Origin of the sequence: Microbacterium sp. NPDC058021 (assembly GCF_042885955.1) — a bacterium.
Taxonomy (GTDB): Bacteria; Actinomycetota; Actinomycetes; order Actinomycetales; family Microbacteriaceae; genus Microbacterium.
The window spans coordinates 231207-247651 of sequence record NZ_JBHVRF010000001.1 but is presented as its reverse complement, the minus strand read 5'-3'; the positions used below and the strand labels follow the sequence as shown (position 1 = coordinate 247651).

At 70.0% G+C, this 16445-nt stretch carries 16 protein-coding genes and 1 tRNA gene; 5 read left to right on the top strand and 12 right to left on the bottom strand.

Annotation, left to right across the window (positions count from 1 at the left end; translation table 11 throughout):
- Positions 1–121: 121 nt before the first annotated feature.
- Positions 122–856 carry a signal peptidase I gene (locus ACFVR6_RS01205; protein ID WP_386958027.1) on the top strand — a complete coding sequence of 245 codons (735 nt, stop codon included), beginning with the start codon at positions 122–124 and terminating at the stop codon, positions 854–856.
- A gap of 62 nt (positions 857–918) precedes the next feature.
- On the top strand, positions 919–2322 hold the full coding sequence (locus tag ACFVR6_RS01200) for an MFS transporter (protein WP_386958809.1): 1404 nt from the start codon (positions 919–921) through the stop codon (positions 2320–2322).
- A 30-nt stretch (positions 2323–2352) separates the two neighbouring features.
- Here the strand turns inward: ACFVR6_RS01200 and ACFVR6_RS01195 are convergent, their stop codons facing one another.
- On the bottom strand, positions 2353–2913 hold the full coding sequence (locus ACFVR6_RS01195; RefSeq protein ID WP_386958025.1) for a MarR family winged helix-turn-helix transcriptional regulator: 561 nt from the start codon (positions 2911–2913) through the stop codon (positions 2353–2355).
- A 115-nt stretch (positions 2914–3028) separates the two neighbouring features.
- Here ACFVR6_RS01195 and ACFVR6_RS01190 point away from each other — a divergent pair, with 115 nt between their 5' ends.
- Positions 3029–3817 carry a MarR family winged helix-turn-helix transcriptional regulator gene (locus ACFVR6_RS01190; RefSeq protein WP_386958023.1) on the top strand — a complete coding sequence of 263 codons (789 nt, stop codon included), beginning with the start codon at positions 3029–3031 and terminating at the stop codon, positions 3815–3817.
- A gap of 28 nt (positions 3818–3845) precedes the next feature.
- On the opposite strand, the gene ACFVR6_RS01185 is transcribed toward ACFVR6_RS01190, so the two are convergent.
- Both ACFVR6_RS01185 and dcd read right to left on the bottom strand, forming a co-directional pair.
- Complete coding sequence (locus tag ACFVR6_RS01185) at positions 3846–5582, bottom strand: BCCT family transporter (RefSeq protein ID WP_386958021.1); 1737 nt, start codon at positions 5580–5582, stop codon at positions 3846–3848.
- A gap of 84 nt (positions 5583–5666) precedes the next feature.
- On the bottom strand, positions 5667–6272 hold the full coding sequence (gene dcd / locus ACFVR6_RS01180) for a dCTP deaminase (RefSeq protein ID WP_386958019.1): 606 nt from the start codon (positions 6270–6272) through the stop codon (positions 5667–5669).
- Between the two features lie 72 nt (positions 6273–6344).
- Between dcd and ACFVR6_RS01175 the strand changes: the two genes are divergently transcribed.
- A tRNA-Gly gene (locus tag ACFVR6_RS01175) sits at positions 6345–6418 on the top strand.
- A gap of 192 nt (positions 6419–6610) precedes the next feature.
- Positions 6611–7390, top strand: a complete 780-nt coding sequence (locus tag ACFVR6_RS01170) for a hypothetical protein (protein ID WP_386958017.1) — start codon at positions 6611–6613, stop codon at positions 7388–7390.
- Between the two features lie 604 nt (positions 7391–7994).
- Here the strand turns inward: ACFVR6_RS01170 and ACFVR6_RS01165 are convergent.
- The 9 genes from ACFVR6_RS01165 to ACFVR6_RS01125 are packed head-to-tail and all read right to left on the bottom strand — an operon-like array spanning position 7995 to position 16426.
- Entirely contained in the window at positions 7995–8366 is a 372-nt protein-coding gene (locus tag ACFVR6_RS01165; RefSeq protein WP_386958015.1) for a RidA family protein, read from the bottom strand.
- Positions 8367–8379: 13 nt separating this feature from the next.
- Positions 8380–9234 carry a fumarylacetoacetate hydrolase family protein gene (locus tag ACFVR6_RS01160; RefSeq protein ID WP_386958014.1) on the bottom strand — a complete coding sequence of 285 codons (855 nt, stop codon included), beginning with the start codon at positions 9232–9234 and terminating at the stop codon, positions 8380–8382.
- Positions 9231–9695 (bottom strand): nuclear transport factor 2 family protein, encoded by a 465-nt coding sequence (locus ACFVR6_RS01155; RefSeq protein ID WP_386958012.1) that lies wholly within the window; start codon positions 9693–9695, stop codon positions 9231–9233. Before ACFVR6_RS01155 ends, ACFVR6_RS01160 begins: the two co-directional genes overlap by 4 nt.
- A 4-nt stretch (positions 9696–9699) precedes the next feature.
- Positions 9700–10980 carry an FAD-dependent monooxygenase gene (locus ACFVR6_RS01150; RefSeq protein ID WP_386958011.1) on the bottom strand — a complete coding sequence of 427 codons (1281 nt, stop codon included), beginning with the start codon at positions 10978–10980 and terminating at the stop codon, positions 9700–9702.
- A complete protein-coding gene (locus tag ACFVR6_RS01145) occupies positions 10977–11744 on the bottom strand; it encodes a dienelactone hydrolase family protein (protein WP_386958010.1) in 768 nt (255 codons plus the stop codon). Before ACFVR6_RS01145 ends, ACFVR6_RS01150 begins: the two co-directional genes overlap by 4 nt.
- A 34-nt stretch (positions 11745–11778) precedes the next feature.
- Entirely contained in the window at positions 11779–12678 is a 900-nt protein-coding gene (locus ACFVR6_RS01140) for a LysR family transcriptional regulator (RefSeq protein ID WP_386958008.1), read from the bottom strand.
- Positions 12679–12711: 33 nt separating this feature from the next.
- Entirely contained in the window at positions 12712–13575 is an 864-nt protein-coding gene (locus ACFVR6_RS01135) for an ATP-binding cassette domain-containing protein (protein ID WP_386958006.1), read from the bottom strand.
- Positions 13572–15485, bottom strand: a complete 1914-nt coding sequence (locus tag ACFVR6_RS01130; protein ID WP_386958004.1) for a dipeptide/oligopeptide/nickel ABC transporter permease/ATP-binding protein — start codon at positions 15483–15485, stop codon at positions 13572–13574. Before ACFVR6_RS01130 ends, ACFVR6_RS01135 begins: the two co-directional genes overlap by 4 nt.
- The gene (locus ACFVR6_RS01125) at positions 15482–16426 is read right to left on the bottom strand and encodes an ABC transporter permease (protein ID WP_386958002.1); all 945 of its coding nucleotides are present in this window, start codon (positions 16424–16426) and stop codon (positions 15482–15484) included. The genes ACFVR6_RS01130 and ACFVR6_RS01125 overlap by 4 nt, the downstream gene beginning before the upstream one ends.
- Positions 16427–16445 lie beyond the last annotated feature (19 nt).

The following is a 16445-nucleotide window of genomic DNA, read 5'->3' as shown; positions in this document are numbered from 1 at the left end:
GGTTACCTCGCACCGATTCGGCGTTCGCCTTGCGGCATGCGACGGAGGCTGAAGGCGCTCACCGAGTCGGACACCTTCGACCCGAGCCCGACCGCAGCCACCGCCGATCGAGGAAGCCCACATGCCCCGCACGCGCCCCCACCGCACGAAGCGCACCCGCGCTTCGGCGAACGGCCGCGGCCTGGTGCGCTACCTCGGGGCGGCCGTGAGCGCGGCACTGCTCGCGCTCACCCTCGCCGTGGCCGTGGCCGTGGTGGCGCTTCCCGCCGTCGTCGGCGGCAGCGCCATGACCGTGCTGACGCCGTCGATGGAGCCGGGGCTGCCGCCGGGCACGCTCGTCGTCATCAAGCCGACCCCCGTCGACGACATCGCCGTGGGCGACGTGATGACCTACCAGATCCGCTCCGGAGAGTCGGCCGTGGTCACCCACCGCGTGATCTCGAAGACGTACGCCGGGGGCGAGGTGACCTTCATCACGCAGGGCGACAACAACATCGCGCCCGATGCCGCGCCGGTGCAGGAGATCCAGGTGCGCGGGACGCTCTGGTACAGCCTGCCGCTGCTGGGCTGGGTCAACACCGCCCTCAACGGCCCCAACCGCACGATCGTCGTCGTGGCGATCGCCGTCGGCGGGCTGTTCACGTATGCGGCGGCGATGGTCATCGGCACCCTGCGCGACCGGCGACGGGGGCAGCGGGAGCAATCGACCCACGAGGTTTCGGAGGTGGACGCCGGGGAGGGCGCCGCCCCCGAGAAGGGTGGCGCCGCTGGGGGCGGCGTCACCGAGCAGGACGACGACGGCGGCCCTGGGGAGGGCGCGCCGATGCAGCGGATTCTCTCGCTCTCGTCGCCCTGAGCGGCTGCGTGCGCGCCCACCCTGGGGCGCGCGCGCAGTCGCGATATGGTGCGCACGTGAATATGACGTCCGGCGCGACACCCGATCTTCCCGCCATGGCCGACAGCGGCGCCATTCCCGTCATGGGGCTCCAACTGCGCGAGGGTCGCCCCGCGCGTCCGCGCACGGTGCTGTCGTGGGCGCTGTGGGACTGGGCGGCGCAGCCGTTCAACACCGTGATCCTCACCTTCATCTTCACCGCGCTCTACCTCACGACCGACGCGTTCCTGCCTGCGGAGATCGCGATGCTCGGCGACAAAGATCCGATCAAGATGCAGGCCGAAGCCGGCCTCGCCGCCGGACTCGGGTGGGGGACGACCATCGCGGGCCTGCTGATCCTGGCGCTCGCGCCGGTGCTCGGTCAGCAGGCGGATGCCGCGGGTCGCCAGAAGCTGTGGCTCGGCATCGGCACCGGCGGGCTCGTCATGAGCATGGCCCTGCTGTGGTTCGTCGAGCCCGCCCCTGCGCTGTTCTGGCTCGGCGTGGCCCTCATCTCCGCCGGCACCGTGTTCAGCGAGATCGCCGGCGTCAACTACAACGCGATGCTCATCGGCATCGCCACCCCGCGCACCATCGGACGCGTCTCCGCGCTCGGCTGGGGATTCGGATATCTCGGCGGCATCGTCGCGCTCATCCTCGTGGTCGTCTTCTTCATGTCGGACTGGTTCGGCCTGGACCCCGACAATGGGCTCCCCTTCCGCATCATCGCGATCGGCTGCGCACTGTGGACCGTACTGTTCGCCATCCCGATCTTCCTCTGGGTGCCGGAGCCCTCGCCCGGGCGCCCCGAGCGTCGCGTCGGACTGCTGCGCGGATACCGCCTGCTCGTGGCCGACGTGATGGCGCTGTACCGCTCCCCCCAATCGCGTCCGACCTTCTGGTTCCTGCTGTCCAGCGCCGTCTTCCGCGACGGGCTCGGCGGCGTGTTCACCTTCGGCGCCATCATCGCCGGGCAGGTGTACGGCTTCGAGTTCATGGAGCTGGTGATCTTCGGCATCGCCGCCAACCTCGTCGCCGGCGTCTCGACGCTCGTGGTCGGGCGCTGGGACGACCGCCTCGGGCCCAAGACGATCATCCTGTCCTCGCTCGCGGCGATGATCGTCGCGGCATCCGCCGTCTTCTTCCTGGTGGATGCCGGCACCGTGGTGTTCTGGGTCGGCGGTCTGCTGCTGTGCGCCTTCGTCGGCCCGGCGCAGTCGGCGTCGCGGTCGTTCCTCGCTCGCCTCACCCCCGCCGGCCGGGAAGGCGAGATCTTCGGCCTCTACGCCACGACGGGACGCGCGGCCAGCTGGATGACGTCACTGCTGTGGGCACTGCTGATCAGCCTCGGCGGCGCGACGTCGTTCGGGATCCTCGGCATCGTGCTGGTGCTGCTGGCAGGGTTCCTGCTGCTGCTGCCGGTGAAGGCGCCCGCCCGCGTCGGCTGAGCACTCGGCCGGTGATGCGGCGGCACGAGGTCAGCGCTGCGGCCAGGCCTCGGCGAACCGGGTGAGCAGCCGTGCCAGCTCGGCCGCCTCGGCATCCGAGAACCCGGCGAGCGCGCTGCGGACGGTTTCGAGCCGCTCGCCACGGAACCCGCTGGCGACCGCGCGTCCATCGTCGGTCAGCACGATGCGGGTGCGACGGGCGTCGTCGGGGTCGGCTTCGCGGCGCACGAGTCCCGCGTCGGCGCACTGCTGCACGAGCCGCGAGGCGCGGGGCTGATCCACGCCGATGCGCTCGGCGAGCTCACTCACGCTGAGGGGTTCCGCCGCGAGTGTGAGCGCCTCGAGCAGCCGCAGCCGCGCCGGGCCACCCGCGAAGCGCGCGCCGGGGAACATGCCGCGGTGACCGCCGGGGCCCGGCCCGTGACCGTGGAACCCGTGCGGGCCCCCACCGTGCGGGCCGCCGCCGTGCCGCCACCCCGGTTCGTCGGATCCGCCCTCGCTCCAGGGCGGGCGGGGGCCGCGGCGACCGCGCAGCCGGCTGAGGGCGGCGGCGATGACGTCGGCGGGGTTCGCGGCATCCGATTCGGGCATACCCCGAATTTACATGCTTGTTGACATGCGTTCGGTTTGTATGTCACAGTACATATACATGCACAATGACATAGAAGCGGCGATCTGGATGCCGCACCACCGAGAGGACTCCCCCATGGAGAACCACACCGACAACGAGACCGTCTCCCCCGCCGACCGAACGCTCGGCGTCTGGCTGCGCACGGTCGACGCCCTGATCGCGCGCGAGTTCGACCACGTCTTCGCCGACGAGGGACTCACGCGACGCGACTGGATGCTGCTCAGTGCGCTGTCCGGCACCGCCCCGGTGCCGCCGGCGGTGAGCGAGAAGATCGCCCGCGGCGGCAAGCGCATGCGTGTGCTCGCCGAGCGCGGCTGGGCCATCGAATCCGACGGCGAGTGGACGCTCACCGACGACGGACGCGAGGCAGCCGCACGCCTGGGCGAGCGGGTGGCCGAGATCCGCTCCCGCACGGCGGGGGCGGTCACCCCCGAGGAATACGCCACGACCGTCGCCTCGCTCGAGGCGATCGCCCGCGAGTACGGCTGGACCGAGGACATGCGCATGCCGCGCGGACGCGGGTTCGGGGTCGGACGCGGCCGCGGCTTCGCACCGGGACGCGAGTTCTGGATGCGCGGGCTGGGGCACCGTGGTCACGGCGGGCACGACCACGACCACGGCCACGACCACGACCACGGCGGTCCGGCGGAGCACCAGGGCGAGCGCGGCCACCGACACCACGGCCACCCCGGCCACGGATGCGGCCCGCACGCATCGCACGGCCGGCACCACCACCCCGGGCACGAACCCCGAGGATTCGCCGAGCGCCGCGATGGCTCCGAAGCGGCCTACGAGCGCGGTTTCGAAGCCGGGTTCACCGCCGCTCAGCGCGGCGCAGCGTCACCGGCATCCGACGCCGCCTGACCCTGCCCCGCACCCCGCCGCGGCGGCCTCAGCGGTCGCCGCGGCGGGTGAAGCGGCGGGTCCACCGCGGCGGCGGCACACCCTCCTCGTTGGGCAGTTCGACCTCGAGCCCGTAGTGCTCGCCGATGCGCTCGACGAACTGCTCACGCTGCGCCCGCTCGTACGCGGCGCGCTCGCGGCGGAACGCCACCACCAGTGCCCAGCAGATGAGCAGCATGACCACGCTGAACGGCAGGGCGATGATGATCGCCGCCGTCTGCAGCGCGACGAGACCGCCGGCGATGAGCAGCGCCACCGCGAGCACCGCGGTGATGAGGGTGAACAGCGCCCGCACCGGCTTGCTCGGCTCCGGGTTGCCACCGGTGGCCAGCATCCCCATCACGAGGGCGCCGGAGTCGGCGGAGGTCACGAAGAAGATCGCGATCAGGATGAGCGCGCCGATCGTGAGCACGAGCGTGCCGGGCAGGTATTCGAAGAGCTGGAACAACGCGCCCTCGATGTCCACCGTGCCGTCGGCGGTCGTCATGGCGCCCGGGTTCTCGGCCTCGATCTGCAGCGCGGAGCCGCCGAGCACCGCGAACCAGAGGATGCCGAGCAGCGTCGGCACGATGAGCACGCCCATGACGAACTGGCGCACCGTGCGGCCGCGGCTCACACGGGCGATGAAGATGCCGACGAACGGCGCCCACGAGATCCACCAGCCCCAGTAGAACGCCGTCCACGCGGCCTGCCACTCCTGCCCGGCCGTGCCCTGGAACGCGCTCACGCTGAAGCTCAGTCCGATGAAGTTCTGCAGGTAGGCGCCGACGGACTGCACCCACTCGCGCAGCAGGTACAGCGTGTCACCCGCGAACAGCACGAACAGCAGCAGCGCGGCGGCCAGCAGCAGGTTCGTGGTCGACAGCCACTTCATGCCCTTGGTCACGCCCGAGAGCACCGAGAAGAGCACCGCCGCGGTGATCACGACGATGATGACGATCTGGTCGATGATGCCGGGCTCTTCGATGAAGCCGGCGGCTGACAGCCCGGAGCTGATCTGCAGCACGCCGAGGCCGAGGCTGGTGGCAACGCCGAACAGGGTGCCGACGAGGGCGATGGCATCGATCGCGTTGCCCCAGCCGCCGCGCACGCGACGGCCCATGATCGGTTCGAGCGCCCAGCGGATCGACAGCGGGCGGCGACGCCGGTGGATGGCGTAGGCCAAGGCGAGCCCGACGACGACGTAGATGGCCCACGCCTGCACACCCCAGTGCAGGTAGGTCTGGGTCAGCGCGGACTGCGTGAGCTGGGCCGTCGTGCCCTCGACGCCGGGCTTCGGGGTCACGAAGTGGCTGAGCGGCTCGCTGACGCCGTAGAAGACGAGGCCGATGCCCATGCCGGCGGCGAACAGCAGCGAGAACCAGGCGGGGGTGGAGAACTCCGGCCGGTCGTCGTCACGGCCGAGGCGGATGTCGCCGAACCTGCTGAAGCCGAGGAAGAGGCAGAAGGCGACGAAGAAGGCGGTGATCGCGACGTAGTACCAGCTGAAGCCGTCGACGATGGCGCCCTGGATCGTGCCGAAGAACGTCTCGGCCTGGGTGGGGAAGATGATCGCGAAGGCGCTGAACACCAGCGTCACGACCGCCGCGGGCCCGATGACCCAGGGGCTCGGGCGGAAGCGACGGGCGTCGACCGGGGAATCGGCGGGGGCGGGCGCGGCAGCGGCGGGCTCTGCAGCGGCGGGCGCGGCGGCGGCGTGCTCTGCGGGCAGGTTCGGGTTGCTCACGGCGACCAAGCTAGCCCGGCGGGCGGCCAGGCGCCTGCGGTTGCGCGCGGCATCCCCGCTATGGCAGGGGAGGCCGCTCAGCCGTCAGGCGCCGCGCGATCCCACGTCGGTCGAGCCGACGTCGGTGCGGTGGAAGTTGTGCGACGAACGGGATGCCGTCGGCCCCCGCTGACCCTGGTACCGGTTGCCATACGGGCCGGAGCCGTACGGGTTCTCGGCGGCCGACGAGAGCCGGAAGAAGCAGAGCTGGCCGATCTTCATGCCCGGCCACAGCTTGATCGGAAGCGTCGCGACGTTGGAGAGCTCGAGCGTCACGTGCCCCGTGAAGCCGGGGTCGATGAAGCCGGCCGTCGAGTGCGTGAGCAGGCCGAGGCGGCCGAGCGACGACTTGCCCTCCAGGCGTGCGGCGACGTCGTCGGGCAGCGTCACCTGCTCGAAGGTCGCGCCGAGGGCGAACTCCCCCGGATGAAGGATGAACGGCTCATCGGGATCGACCTCGATCAGGCGCGTCAGATCCGGCTGATCGACCGCCGGGTCGATGAACGGGTACTTGTGGTTGTCGAACAGCCGGAAGTAGCGGTCGAGGCGCACATCGACGCTCGACGGCTGCACCATGTCGGGCTGCCACGGGTCGAGGCCGATACGGCCGCCGTCGATCTCGAGTCGGATGTCACGGTCGCTGAGCAGCACGGTGTCAGCCTAGCGGCGCGCGGCCATGACGGCCTTTGCTAAGCTGGGGCGCGCGTCGCTTCGGCGATGCTCGGGGCTGTAGTTCAATGGCAGAACTTCTGCTTCCCAAGCAGATAGCGCGGGTTCGATTCCCGTCAGCCCCTCCACTGTCACTTCCAGAGCCAGTTCGGACTATCCAGAGCTAGTCCGGACCGATGATTTCGCGGGCTTAGCGAGCTACCGGCCACCAGCAGGGCCACGGCTTCCGCCCGCGACGTTCGCCGATCAGGCGCGCGCACGGAGGTCTCCGCTAACCCGGCGTGACGGGTGGTCGATAGATGACCCGGAGGACCACTGACATGAACGAACTTCGCTCGAAGAGGCGCCCCAACCGACGTGCCGTCGCCATCATCGTGGCAACAGCGGCTGCGGCGCTCGTCGCCGGCGGCGTGGTCACCGCTGTGGTCGTCACCAACGCCGAGGCGGAGGAGACCGCCCGCCAGTGCGCTGCGGCGCTGGATCTGGCTACAACCGCCACCACGCAGACGGAGGAGGCGTTGGCGAACGCTGACGCGAGCCTGACCGCGGTGGAGACGACCGCACTGCCAGACACCGACGGGTGGACGAGCGGCGCATACGGCGACCGGCCCGCGGGAGCAGAGCTCACCAGCAGCGTCATCGACGCGCGCACCACCGTCGAGGACGCTTCGGTGCCGAAGGACTGTGTCGACCGGGATGAGGCGAAGGTCATCACTGACGCCGCGTTGGTCGCGACCAACGCGGTCGCGTCCCTCGACGAGAGCGTGGCGGCCTTGAACGTCGACTTCGAGCTGTTCCAGGCGGAGGAGACTGCCCGTATCGCAGCCGAGATCGAAGCGGCTCGCATCGCTGCCGAGGAGGCCGCCCGCGTCGCCGCTGAGGCGGAGGCCGCACGTGTCGCCGCTGAGGCGGAAGCCGCACGTCAGGCTGCCGCCCAACGTCAGACGTGGCGTCCCTCCGGCGGGTCTGGCTCCGACGGAGGGGGCCACCCCGCGCCCTCATTCCCGAACGGCGGCAGCTTCGGCGTCGGCGTCGGCGGCCCCAATGACGCACCGTGCCTGACCGACAACGGCATGGGCGGCACCATGCCCTGCGAGTGAGCTCGGCACGCAGAGGACACTCAGCTCATCCGCCAGCGGCGGGAGGCGGCGCGTGTGTCGTTTGCGCTCCGTGCGCGAGCGCACTGGGCAGCCGGAGCTAGGTCAGCGCGGGCGGCTCATGGGGAGGTGGAGACTCCTGCTCCTGAGCGCACAGCGCCTCGCTGCACCGCCACCGATCTGGATGGTTCCTGGCTTGCCGCTACTGACGATGTCATCCCTCGTCAGTAGCGGCATCAGACGCTCTCGAGCTCGCTAGCCTCAATCGCTACGCCGCGACGGCGCAGTGGCTCACGGGAGAGGCCCAGGTCGGCGTGGCGGCCTCGTGCGCGGTGGCCCATATACCCTTCGGGTGATGGCCGACCTGCGGGTGGATGCGAGCGCGCACCGCCGTCGAGTACACGAAAGGATGCGCGGTGCGTACTGCCGCAGGGCGATCGTCGTCGCGGTCCAGCCTGTCGGCATCCCGCCACGACTTCGGAGATCTGCCGTGCTTCGGAGACGAACCCGGCCAGGGATCCGAAGAAGTGGCTTTCTCCGAAGAAGCGGCGCGCCCACCGCCGCGGACGCCTTCACGCAACGCGCCGCTCGCCGCTCGCCGCTCGCGCTAGTCCAGCACCGCGATCAGATCGGCGTGGATGAGGGCGCCGCCGTCGAGCGTCGCGGCCATCACCTGCCGGGCCGGGCGGGATGCGGCATCCGGGAACATCCGCAGCCACTCGCGGTTCAGGGCGTCGCGATCGCGGTAGTCCGCGACCCAAAAGGTGATCTTGGCGATGTCGTCTGTCGACCCGCCGACCGCCGCGACCACCTCGCGCATGTGTGCGAACACGTTGGCGCACTGGGCTTCGAGCGAGGCGGGCATCTGTGTCGTCACCGGGTCGCGCCCGGCGAGCACGCCCGTGAACAGGAACGGGCCGATGCGGCAGGCGGCCGGCACCGGGTTGGCGTGGGCGAACCCGGCGATCTCGATACTCACGCGCCCGCTCACGTCACCCCTCGTCGACGACGCGGTTCTCGATCGCCCCGAGACCGGCGATCTCCGCCCGCACGACGTCGCCCGGGCGCAGCCAGGTCTGCGTGGGGGCGCCGATGCCCGACGGGGTGCCGGTGGCCAGCACATCGCCCGGGTACAGCGTCATCACCTGCGTGAGGTAGGCGATCTGCTCGTAGATGTCATAGATCATGTCGCTCGTGTCGAAGTCCTGGCGCACGTGGCCGTTCACGGTGAGCGTCATACGCAGATCGAGCGGGTCGGCGATGTCGTCGTCGGTCGTGAGCCACGGACCGAAAGGCCCGTGCGTGTCGAACGACTTGCCCAGGGTGAAGGTGGGCGAGAGCTTGTGCAGCCAGTCACGCACCGACACGTCATTGACCACCACGTAGCCGGCGATGACCGATCGGGCGTCTTCCACGCTCACGTGGCGGCACTCGGCGCCGATCACGACGCCCAGTTCGATCTCGTAGTCCAGCTGCTCGCTCACCGCCGGCCTCACGATGTCCCCGTGAGGACGGTTGATACACGAGACCTGCTTGTTGAACCAGAGTTGGCTGGTCGGGATCGGGATGCCGGCGGCGCGCGCCTCTTCGGCGTGCTCGCGGTAGTTCATGCCGATGCCGAGGAACTTCTGCGGGTCGTCGATGGGCGCTTCCAGCGTCACATCCTCGAGCGCGAAGGCGGGCCCCGTCGCCGCGACGATCGCGGGGCGGAGCTCGTCGAGGCGGGGCAGGATCGCCCGCAACGACGAGCCGACGCCGGGGACGTCGGAGACGTCGATGAGCCGGTCTCCGTCGATCCGACCGAGCCGCACGGCCCCCGCGCCCCGGCGGTAGCGGGCGAGCCTCATTCGGAGTCCTCCCCGTTCTCCGAGGGGAGCGCACCCCACGCCTGCGTGCCGTCGGGCGTCATCTGGAAGCTGACGAACCTCCACTGTCCGTCGTCGCAACGTCGCAGCACCTGCGTCACCATTCCTTCGACGACCCGTTCGGTGCCGTCTTCGGAGCCGAGACGGTTGGTGAGGCGCCCGGTCATGATCGCGACGTCGCCCACCATTCGGATCGTGAGCTCCCCGCGCGCCATGTCGAGGTAGGCCTGCCGCGTCGCCACGTGTTCGAGCAGCTGCGCCTTCGTGTGGGCGACCCCGGGGGCGTGGATGTGCACGAGCGACTCGTCGTACAGCGCGTCGAGCGTCTCGAGGTCGACCTCCAGCAGCGCCCGCTGCCGCCGCTCCTCGACCGCGAGGATGGCCTCACGCGTCGCCTCGTCCGGTTCGTTGATGTTGTTCATGTCGTATTCCTGCATCGTCATGCCGTCACGAAACCGAAGAGATCTTGTCGTTCCAGGTGCGGAAGCCCGTTGCCTCGCCGGCATCGAAACCTGGCCGCGGCTGACCGACGAGCGCGTGGTAGCCGCTGAAGATCTCGTCGGCCTCCGCCAGCGGCAGCACATCCTCGATGTCTGTGAACGGAGCTCCGTCGGTGCGATCGGCGACGATTCTGCGGATCACCTCGTAGCCCTCGCCGCGCATCGATTGCACGATCCTGTTCACCGGCCCCCGGCGCGCGTCGTCGTACGCGAGGAACGCCTCGTGCGGGTCGGCGAACTCACCCAGCTTCTCGGCCACGACACGGGCGTCGAGGAACGCCTGGCAGACGCCGTTCCCGCCGCGCGGGTACATGGCGTGGGCCGCGTCGCCGAGCAGCACGACACGCCCGTCGACCCAGGTGTCCAGCGGGTCATGCCGGATGAGCGGGAAGAGGTACACCTCACGCGCTTCGCGCATCAGCTCCTGCACGTCGAGGAAGGGGATGTCGACACTGTCGTACAGCGGGACGATGTCGTCCACCGTGCCGATCGCGTTCCAGTCCTCCACGGTCTCGGGCCGTTCGTACTCGACGACCCAGTTCACGAGGTCTTTGCCTGTGCCCTCGAAGTCGTTCGCGATGGGGTAGACGATCATCGACGAGATGTGGGGGTTGCCGATGTGAAGGATGGTGTGCCCATCCCGAAACGGCTCGCGCAGGGTCGTGCCGCGGTACATCGTGATGCCGGAGTACTCCGGCTCCGACAGCTCGGGATGCATCTGCCGGCGCACTGCGGACTTGATGCCGTCGGCCGCGATCACCGCGTCGTGCCGCACGGTCTCGGTGGCACCGTCGCGGTGCTCGAGGTGCAGTGTCACGCCGTCGGCATCCTGCTCGTAACGGGTGACCTTCGCCCCCAGCACGACGCGGTCGGCGCCGATGCGCTGGAGCACAGCCCGGTAGAACATCATCTGCAGGTAGCCACGGTGCACGAACCGCTGCTCGTGCAGGTAGCCCATGTGCACACCGCACTTCTCCGCGTAGATCTCCTGGCCGTGATGGTTGAAGAAGATGGAGTCCTTCGCGTCGACCGACATCGCTCGGAACTCCTCGAGGAGCCCGAGCTCTTCGATCTCGCGGGTGCCGTAGACCTTGATGTCCACGCCGACGCCGAGGGGCTTGAGTTCGGGCACCGATTCGTAGATCGTCGGGCGGATCCCCTGCTGGTGCAGTCGAAGTGCCGTCACGAGCCCACCGGGCCCGGCGCCGATGATGGCGATGTCAGTCATCTTTCCTCTTTCGCGTCAGCGGTCACGCCGTCTTCGGCGTCCGCGGGGGTCGGGAAGGTGTCGTGCAGGAACCGCAGGGTCGACTCCCACGCGCGACGAGCACTGCGCGGGTGATAGGCGAACAGTTCCGGATGCGGCGAGCGCGCCAGCCGCGGGTTGGTGAATGCATGTGTCGTGCCGCTGTACAGCTCGACGAGCCAGTCGGCGGATGCCGCGCTGAGGGCCGACTGCAGTCGCTCGCGCTGCGTCGGGGTCGCCATCGGGTCGTCCGCGCCCGTGCACACGAGCACCTCGACACCCGGCGACGGCACCCACGAGGAGTCGGGATCGAGCAGGTCCAGCCCCGGGTGGATGGCGGCCACGGCGCGCGCCCGACCGCCGGCACGGACGTACTCCAGGGCGCTGGAGCCGCCGAAACAGTAGCCGACGAGCGCAAGACGCTCCGGGTCGACGGCATCCTGCGCGCGGGCGGCGTCGACGGCGGCGCCCACCCGGCCGAGCCAAGCGGCACGGTCGGCGACCATCGACCCTATGAGCGCACCGACCTCGCTCTCGTCGCGGGGCAGGCTCCGATCGCCCCAGACGTCGGCGGCGAAGACGGTGAAGCCCTCGGCCGCGTACCGGCCTGCGGCATCCAGCGAGAACCCGCCGAGCCCGAACGCGTCGTGGAGCAGCACCACGGTGGCAGCGCCAGGGCGCCCGTCGAACAGCAGGCCGCTCATGCGGATGCCGTCGAAGGAGTAGTCGACGTCGCGGGGGATCATCGGCGCACCTCCCGCTGGACGGTGCTCCGATGCGTCAGCCGGCCTGGCGCCGGCGGAACCAATCGGTCATGAAGTCGAGGAACACCTTGACCCGCTCCGGCGTCTTCCCGCCCGGTCCGTGCACCGCGTAGAGCGATCGCGACTGCGGCGGCAGGTGCGGGAGCACCTCGGCCAGCGACCCCTCGGTGAGGGCGCGCTGGGCCGACAGCCGCGGGATGAGGCCGATGCCGCGCCCCGACTCGATGAGCTGCTCGATCACGAGGTACGCGTTGGTCGTCACGACCGCGTCGTGCACCTTGAAATGGCTGAGGTCCTCGCCACGCCCCAGCCGCCAGGCCGTGTCGTTGGAGTGCGCGACCAGCTCGTGGGAGTTCAGGTCGGCGATGTCCTCCGGGGTGCCGCGGCGCCGCAGGTAGTCCGGTGATGCGGCCAGCACGAAGGGCAGCTCCGTGATGCGACGCACCCGCACCCGGGAATCCCGCGGGTCGCGCGCGTGGAAGGCCACGTCGAAGCCGCGGTCGAGGAAGTCGTAGGGACGGTCGGAGATCCCGCCGAGTTCGAATCTCATGCGGATGCGCGGGTGCGTCTCCACGAACGCTCCGATCGCCGTGCCCAGATCCATCAGGCCGATCCATTTGGGGCTGATGATAGACAGCTGCCCCTCCGCGGTGCCCTGCGACTGCGTCAGCTGCGCATCGGCATCCTCGATCTCCTGCAGGATGCGCTCGGCGAAGGCCGCGTACTCCAGACCGGCGGGCGTCAGCGTGACCGAGCGGGGCGTGCGGTTGATCAGCCGCACCCCGACCTGCTTCTCGAGGTCGGCGACGTGCCGCGACACCAGCGACGGCGAGATGCCGAGATCGGTCGCGGCACCGCTGAAGGTCGTGGAATGGGCCACCGTGGCGAAGGTGCGCATGACGACGAATCGGTCCACTCGGCTCCCTCCGTTGCGCGCTGAGTACTGCGCTCATCCTGCCACCCCCGCGCGGTCGGCGATGCGCTGCGCACGCCGGTCGTCGCGGCCGTCCGGGCTCGAGGCGGGCGTCGCGTCGAGGAGCCGCCGGGTGTACGGGTCCCGCGGGTTCGCGAACAGAGCGTCGGTTTCGGCGAGTTCGACCAGCCGTCCCTGGCTCATGACCCCCACGCGGTCGGCGATGTGCCGCACCAGCCCGAGGTCGTGCGCGATGAAGAGGTACGCGACGCCGGTCTCCTCCTGCAGTTCCTTGAGCAGGTTGATGATCTGACCCTGCGTGGACATGTCCAGCGCGCTGACGGCCTCGTCGCAGACGACCAGGCGCGGCTCGAGCACGAGCGCCCGGGCGATCGCCACGCGCTGCTGCTGGCCACCGGACAGCTCGTTCGGGAAGCGGCCGATGTGGTCCCGGTCGAGCCCGACCATCTCGAAGGCACGGTCGATGCGCATGCGGATGTCGCGGCGATCGGTGACCCCGTGGCGGCGCAGCGGAATCTCCAGTGCGCTCGCGACGAGATGCCGCGGGTTCAGGGAAGCGCTCGGGTCCTGGAAGACGGCCTGCACCTGGCGGCGGTATTCGAGCGGGGTCTTGGCGCCCCACTCCGCGAGATCCCGCCCGGCGAAGTGCACGCTGCCGGCCATCACGGGGAGGAGCCGCAGCACCACGCGGCCGGTGGTGCTCTTGCCCGAGCCGGATTCGCCCACGAAAGCGAGCGTCTCGCCGGGGTGGATCTCGAAGTCGATGCCGCTGATCGCGGGAGCCGCCGGCCGCCGGCGCAGCAGGCGGCCGGAGGCCGCGTAGTCCGCCGACACGCCGCGCAGTTCCAGCAGCGGGGTCTGTTCCCGATCGATGCTCACCGGCGCACCACCCCCGCCTGCACATCGTCCATGGCCGCGTCGATCTGGGCGCGCAGGTCGGCGTCGATCGTCGGCAGCCGGCCACCGCGCGCCGCCCCGAGGGGGTTCGCGCCCAGGAGTGCCCGCGTGTACGGGTGCTGCGGGTGCGCGAACAGCTGCGCCACGGGCGCGTCCTCGACGATGCGGCCGTTGTACATGACCGCAACCCGGTCGCACGTCTCGGCGACGACGCCGAGGCTGTGGGTGATCATGAGGACGCCCATGCCGTACTCCTGCCGGAGATCGAGGATCAGGTCGAGCACCTGCGCCTGGGTGGTGACGTCGAGGGCGCTGGTGGCCTCGTCGGCGATGAGCAGCGCGGGGTCGGCGGCGAGGGCCATGGCGATCGCGACGCGTTGGGCCATGCCGCCGGAGAACTGGTGCGGGTAGTCGTCGAGCCGCGAGGCGGCGTCACGCACCCCCACCCGCTCGAGCAGTTCCGCGGCGCGACTGCGCGCCTGCTTGCGGTTCATCCCCTTGTGGATGCGCAGCGGCTCGGTCAACTGCATGCCGACCGTGTGCACGGGCGAGAGCGCGCTCATCGGGTCCTGGAAGACGGCGCCCATGCGGGTGCCGCGGATGTGACGCAGGTCGCGTTCGCGACGGTGGGCGATCTCCTCGCCCTGCAGCCGGATCGAACCCGACGACAGCCAGGTACCCGGCGGCAGCATGCCCAGCACGCTGCGCGCGAAGGTCGACTTGCCCGAGCCGGACTCGCCGAGCAGGCCGACGATCTCGCCCTTGGCGACGTCCAGCGACACGTGCTTCACGATGTCGACGCTGGAGCCGTCCGGGCGCGCGAGCGCCACCGTGACGTCGCGTGTGGTCAGCGCCGCGGGGACGTTCTCGGCGGCATCCGGTGCAGGCGCGACATCCGAGCCGGCATCCGTCGTCTGCGCCCGGGCCACGCGCGCGGCGTTCGGCGGAACGGGCAGGGATGCCTCCGCGTCGCTGCCGGGCGCACGCAGGCCGAGCCGCGGCAGCCGCCGACGCTCCCCGGTGAGAGCGTCGTTGAGGCCGTCGCCGAAGACGCTGAACGAGAGCACCGTCAGCACGATCGCGATTCCGGGGGGCCAGGTCAGGTAGGGCGCGGATGCCTGGTTGTCCAGGGCGAGGCTCAGCATCGCCCCCCACGTGGGCACCTCCGAGTCGAGTCCCACGCCGAGGAAGCTCATGGCGGACTCGATCATGATCGCCGAGCCGAGGAACACGGATGCCTGGGTCACGATCGGACCGACGAGGTTGGGCAGGATCTGCCCGAAGACGAGCTGCAGCCGACTGAGGCCGGCGACTTCGCCCGCTTCGACGTAGAGCTTGCTGCGCTCCACCAGCACCACGGCCCGGGTCATCCGGGCGAACATGCTCGCTCCGATCAGCCCGATCGCGAACATGAGGATGATGATGTTGCGACCGAGGATGGCGACGACCGTCAGGCCGATGAGCATGCCCGGAAGAGCCTGGGCCATGTCGACGAACCGCATGCCCACGCGGTCCCACCACCCACCGTTGAATCCGAGCAGCAGCCCGATCGGCACCCCGATCAAGGCCGCGATCACGACGGCGCCGAGCGCGACGATCAGCACGACCTGCGCGCCGTAGATGAGCCTGCTGAGCTGATCGCGGCCGAGGTCGTCGGTGCCGAGCAGGAACTGCGCCGAGGGCGGCTCGAGCACGTTGTCGAAGTGCACCTCGGTGGGCGGATACGGCGCGATCATCGGCGCGAAGATCGCCGTCACGAACAGCAGCACGATGAACGCCGCCGCAGCGATGGTCGCCGGCTGTCGCAGCATCCGCCGCAGGATGCGGCCGGTGTTGGAGTGATGCCGCCGGCCTTCGGCCAAGCGGATGCGGGTGGTCTGGGTCTGGCTCATGAGGGTCGCGACTTCGGGTTCAGGAGGCCATAGCTGACATCGAGGATGAGGTTGACGAGGATCACCATGACGGCGATGAGGAGCACTCCGCCCTGCACGACGGCGAAGTCCTTGCCCGTGACGCTGCGCAACATCAGCGCACCGATACCGGGGTAGGCGAACACCTTCTCCACCGAGAAGCTCGCGCCGAGCATGATGCTCAGGGTGAGCCCGGTGGAGGCGAGCACGGGGACGAGCGCGTTCTTGAAGCCGTACCGCATCACCACCCGGCCTCGGGGCACGCCGACGGCGGTGAGCGAGTCGACGAACCGCGACGACATGGTCACGGCCATGGCCGTGCGGGTCTGGCGGGCGATGAGGGCAGCGCCGCCGATGCCGAGGGCGATCGACGGGAGGATGAGGCCGAGCGCCCATGCCGCCGGGTCGACCGACAGCGGGACGTAGGAGACCACGGGGAGCAGCTTCAGCTGCACCGCGAAGATCAGCAGCAGGATGATGCCCACCCAGAACTCCGGCAGGGCCATCGAGATGGAGCTGAACGTGGTGGCCGCCCGGTCGCGGAACGAACCGGGCTTGGTGCCGCCGATGAGACCCAGCGACAGTCCCAGCACGATCGCGACGACGAGTCCGCCGAAGATGAGGGACAGCGTTGCCGGCAGCCGCTCGAGGAACAGGTCGATCACGGGGCGGCCCGACACGAACGACGTGCCGAAGTCGCCCCGCACGAGCCCCGCGTAGTACTCGCCGAGCCGCTCGAAGAACGAGCGGTCGAGCCCCAGTTGCTGCTCCAGCCGGGCGATGCTCTCGGGGTTCGCTGCGACACCGAGGATGGCGGCGGCGGGGCTGCCCGGAATCATGTACATCAGCAGGAACACGAGCAGCGACAGCAGCAGCAGCTGCGGGATCGCCAGGGCGAGACGGTACAGGATCAGCTTCAACATCAGCGTCGTGCGGTTCTCT

Coding starts and splice junctions, on each gene's coding strand:
- ACFVR6_RS01130 (WP_386958004.1), bottom strand. CDS start 15,485: ATGAGCCAGACCCAGACCACCCGCATCCGCTTGGCCGAAGGCCGGCGG.
- ACFVR6_RS01160 (WP_386958014.1), bottom strand. CDS start 9,234: ATGAGGCTCGCCCGCTACCGCCGGGGCGCGGGGGCCGTGCGGCTCGGT.
- ACFVR6_RS01150 (WP_386958011.1), bottom strand. CDS start 10,980: ATGACTGACATCGCCATCATCGGCGCCGGGCCCGGTGGGCTCGTGACG.
- ACFVR6_RS01125 (WP_386958002.1), bottom strand. CDS start 16,426: ATGTTGAAGCTGATCCTGTACCGTCTCGCCCTGGCGATCCCGCAGCTG.
- ACFVR6_RS01145 (WP_386958010.1), bottom strand. CDS start 11,744: ATGATCCCCCGCGACGTCGACTACTCCTTCGACGGCATCCGCATGAGC.
- ACFVR6_RS01170 (WP_386958017.1), top strand. CDS start 6,611: ATGAACGAACTTCGCTCGAAGAGGCGCCCCAACCGACGTGCCGTCGCC.
- ACFVR6_RS01195 (WP_386958025.1), bottom strand. CDS start 2,913: ATGCCCGAATCGGATGCCGCGAACCCCGCCGACGTCATCGCCGCCGCC.
- ACFVR6_RS01155 (WP_386958012.1), bottom strand. CDS start 9,695: ATGACGATGCAGGAATACGACATGAACAACATCAACGAACCGGACGAG.
- ACFVR6_RS01200 (WP_386958809.1), top strand. CDS start 919: ATGACGTCCGGCGCGACACCCGATCTTCCCGCCATGGCCGACAGCGGC.
- ACFVR6_RS01190 (WP_386958023.1), top strand. CDS start 3,029: ATGGAGAACCACACCGACAACGAGACCGTCTCCCCCGCCGACCGAACG.
- ACFVR6_RS01205 (WP_386958027.1), top strand. CDS start 122: ATGCCCCGCACGCGCCCCCACCGCACGAAGCGCACCCGCGCTTCGGCG.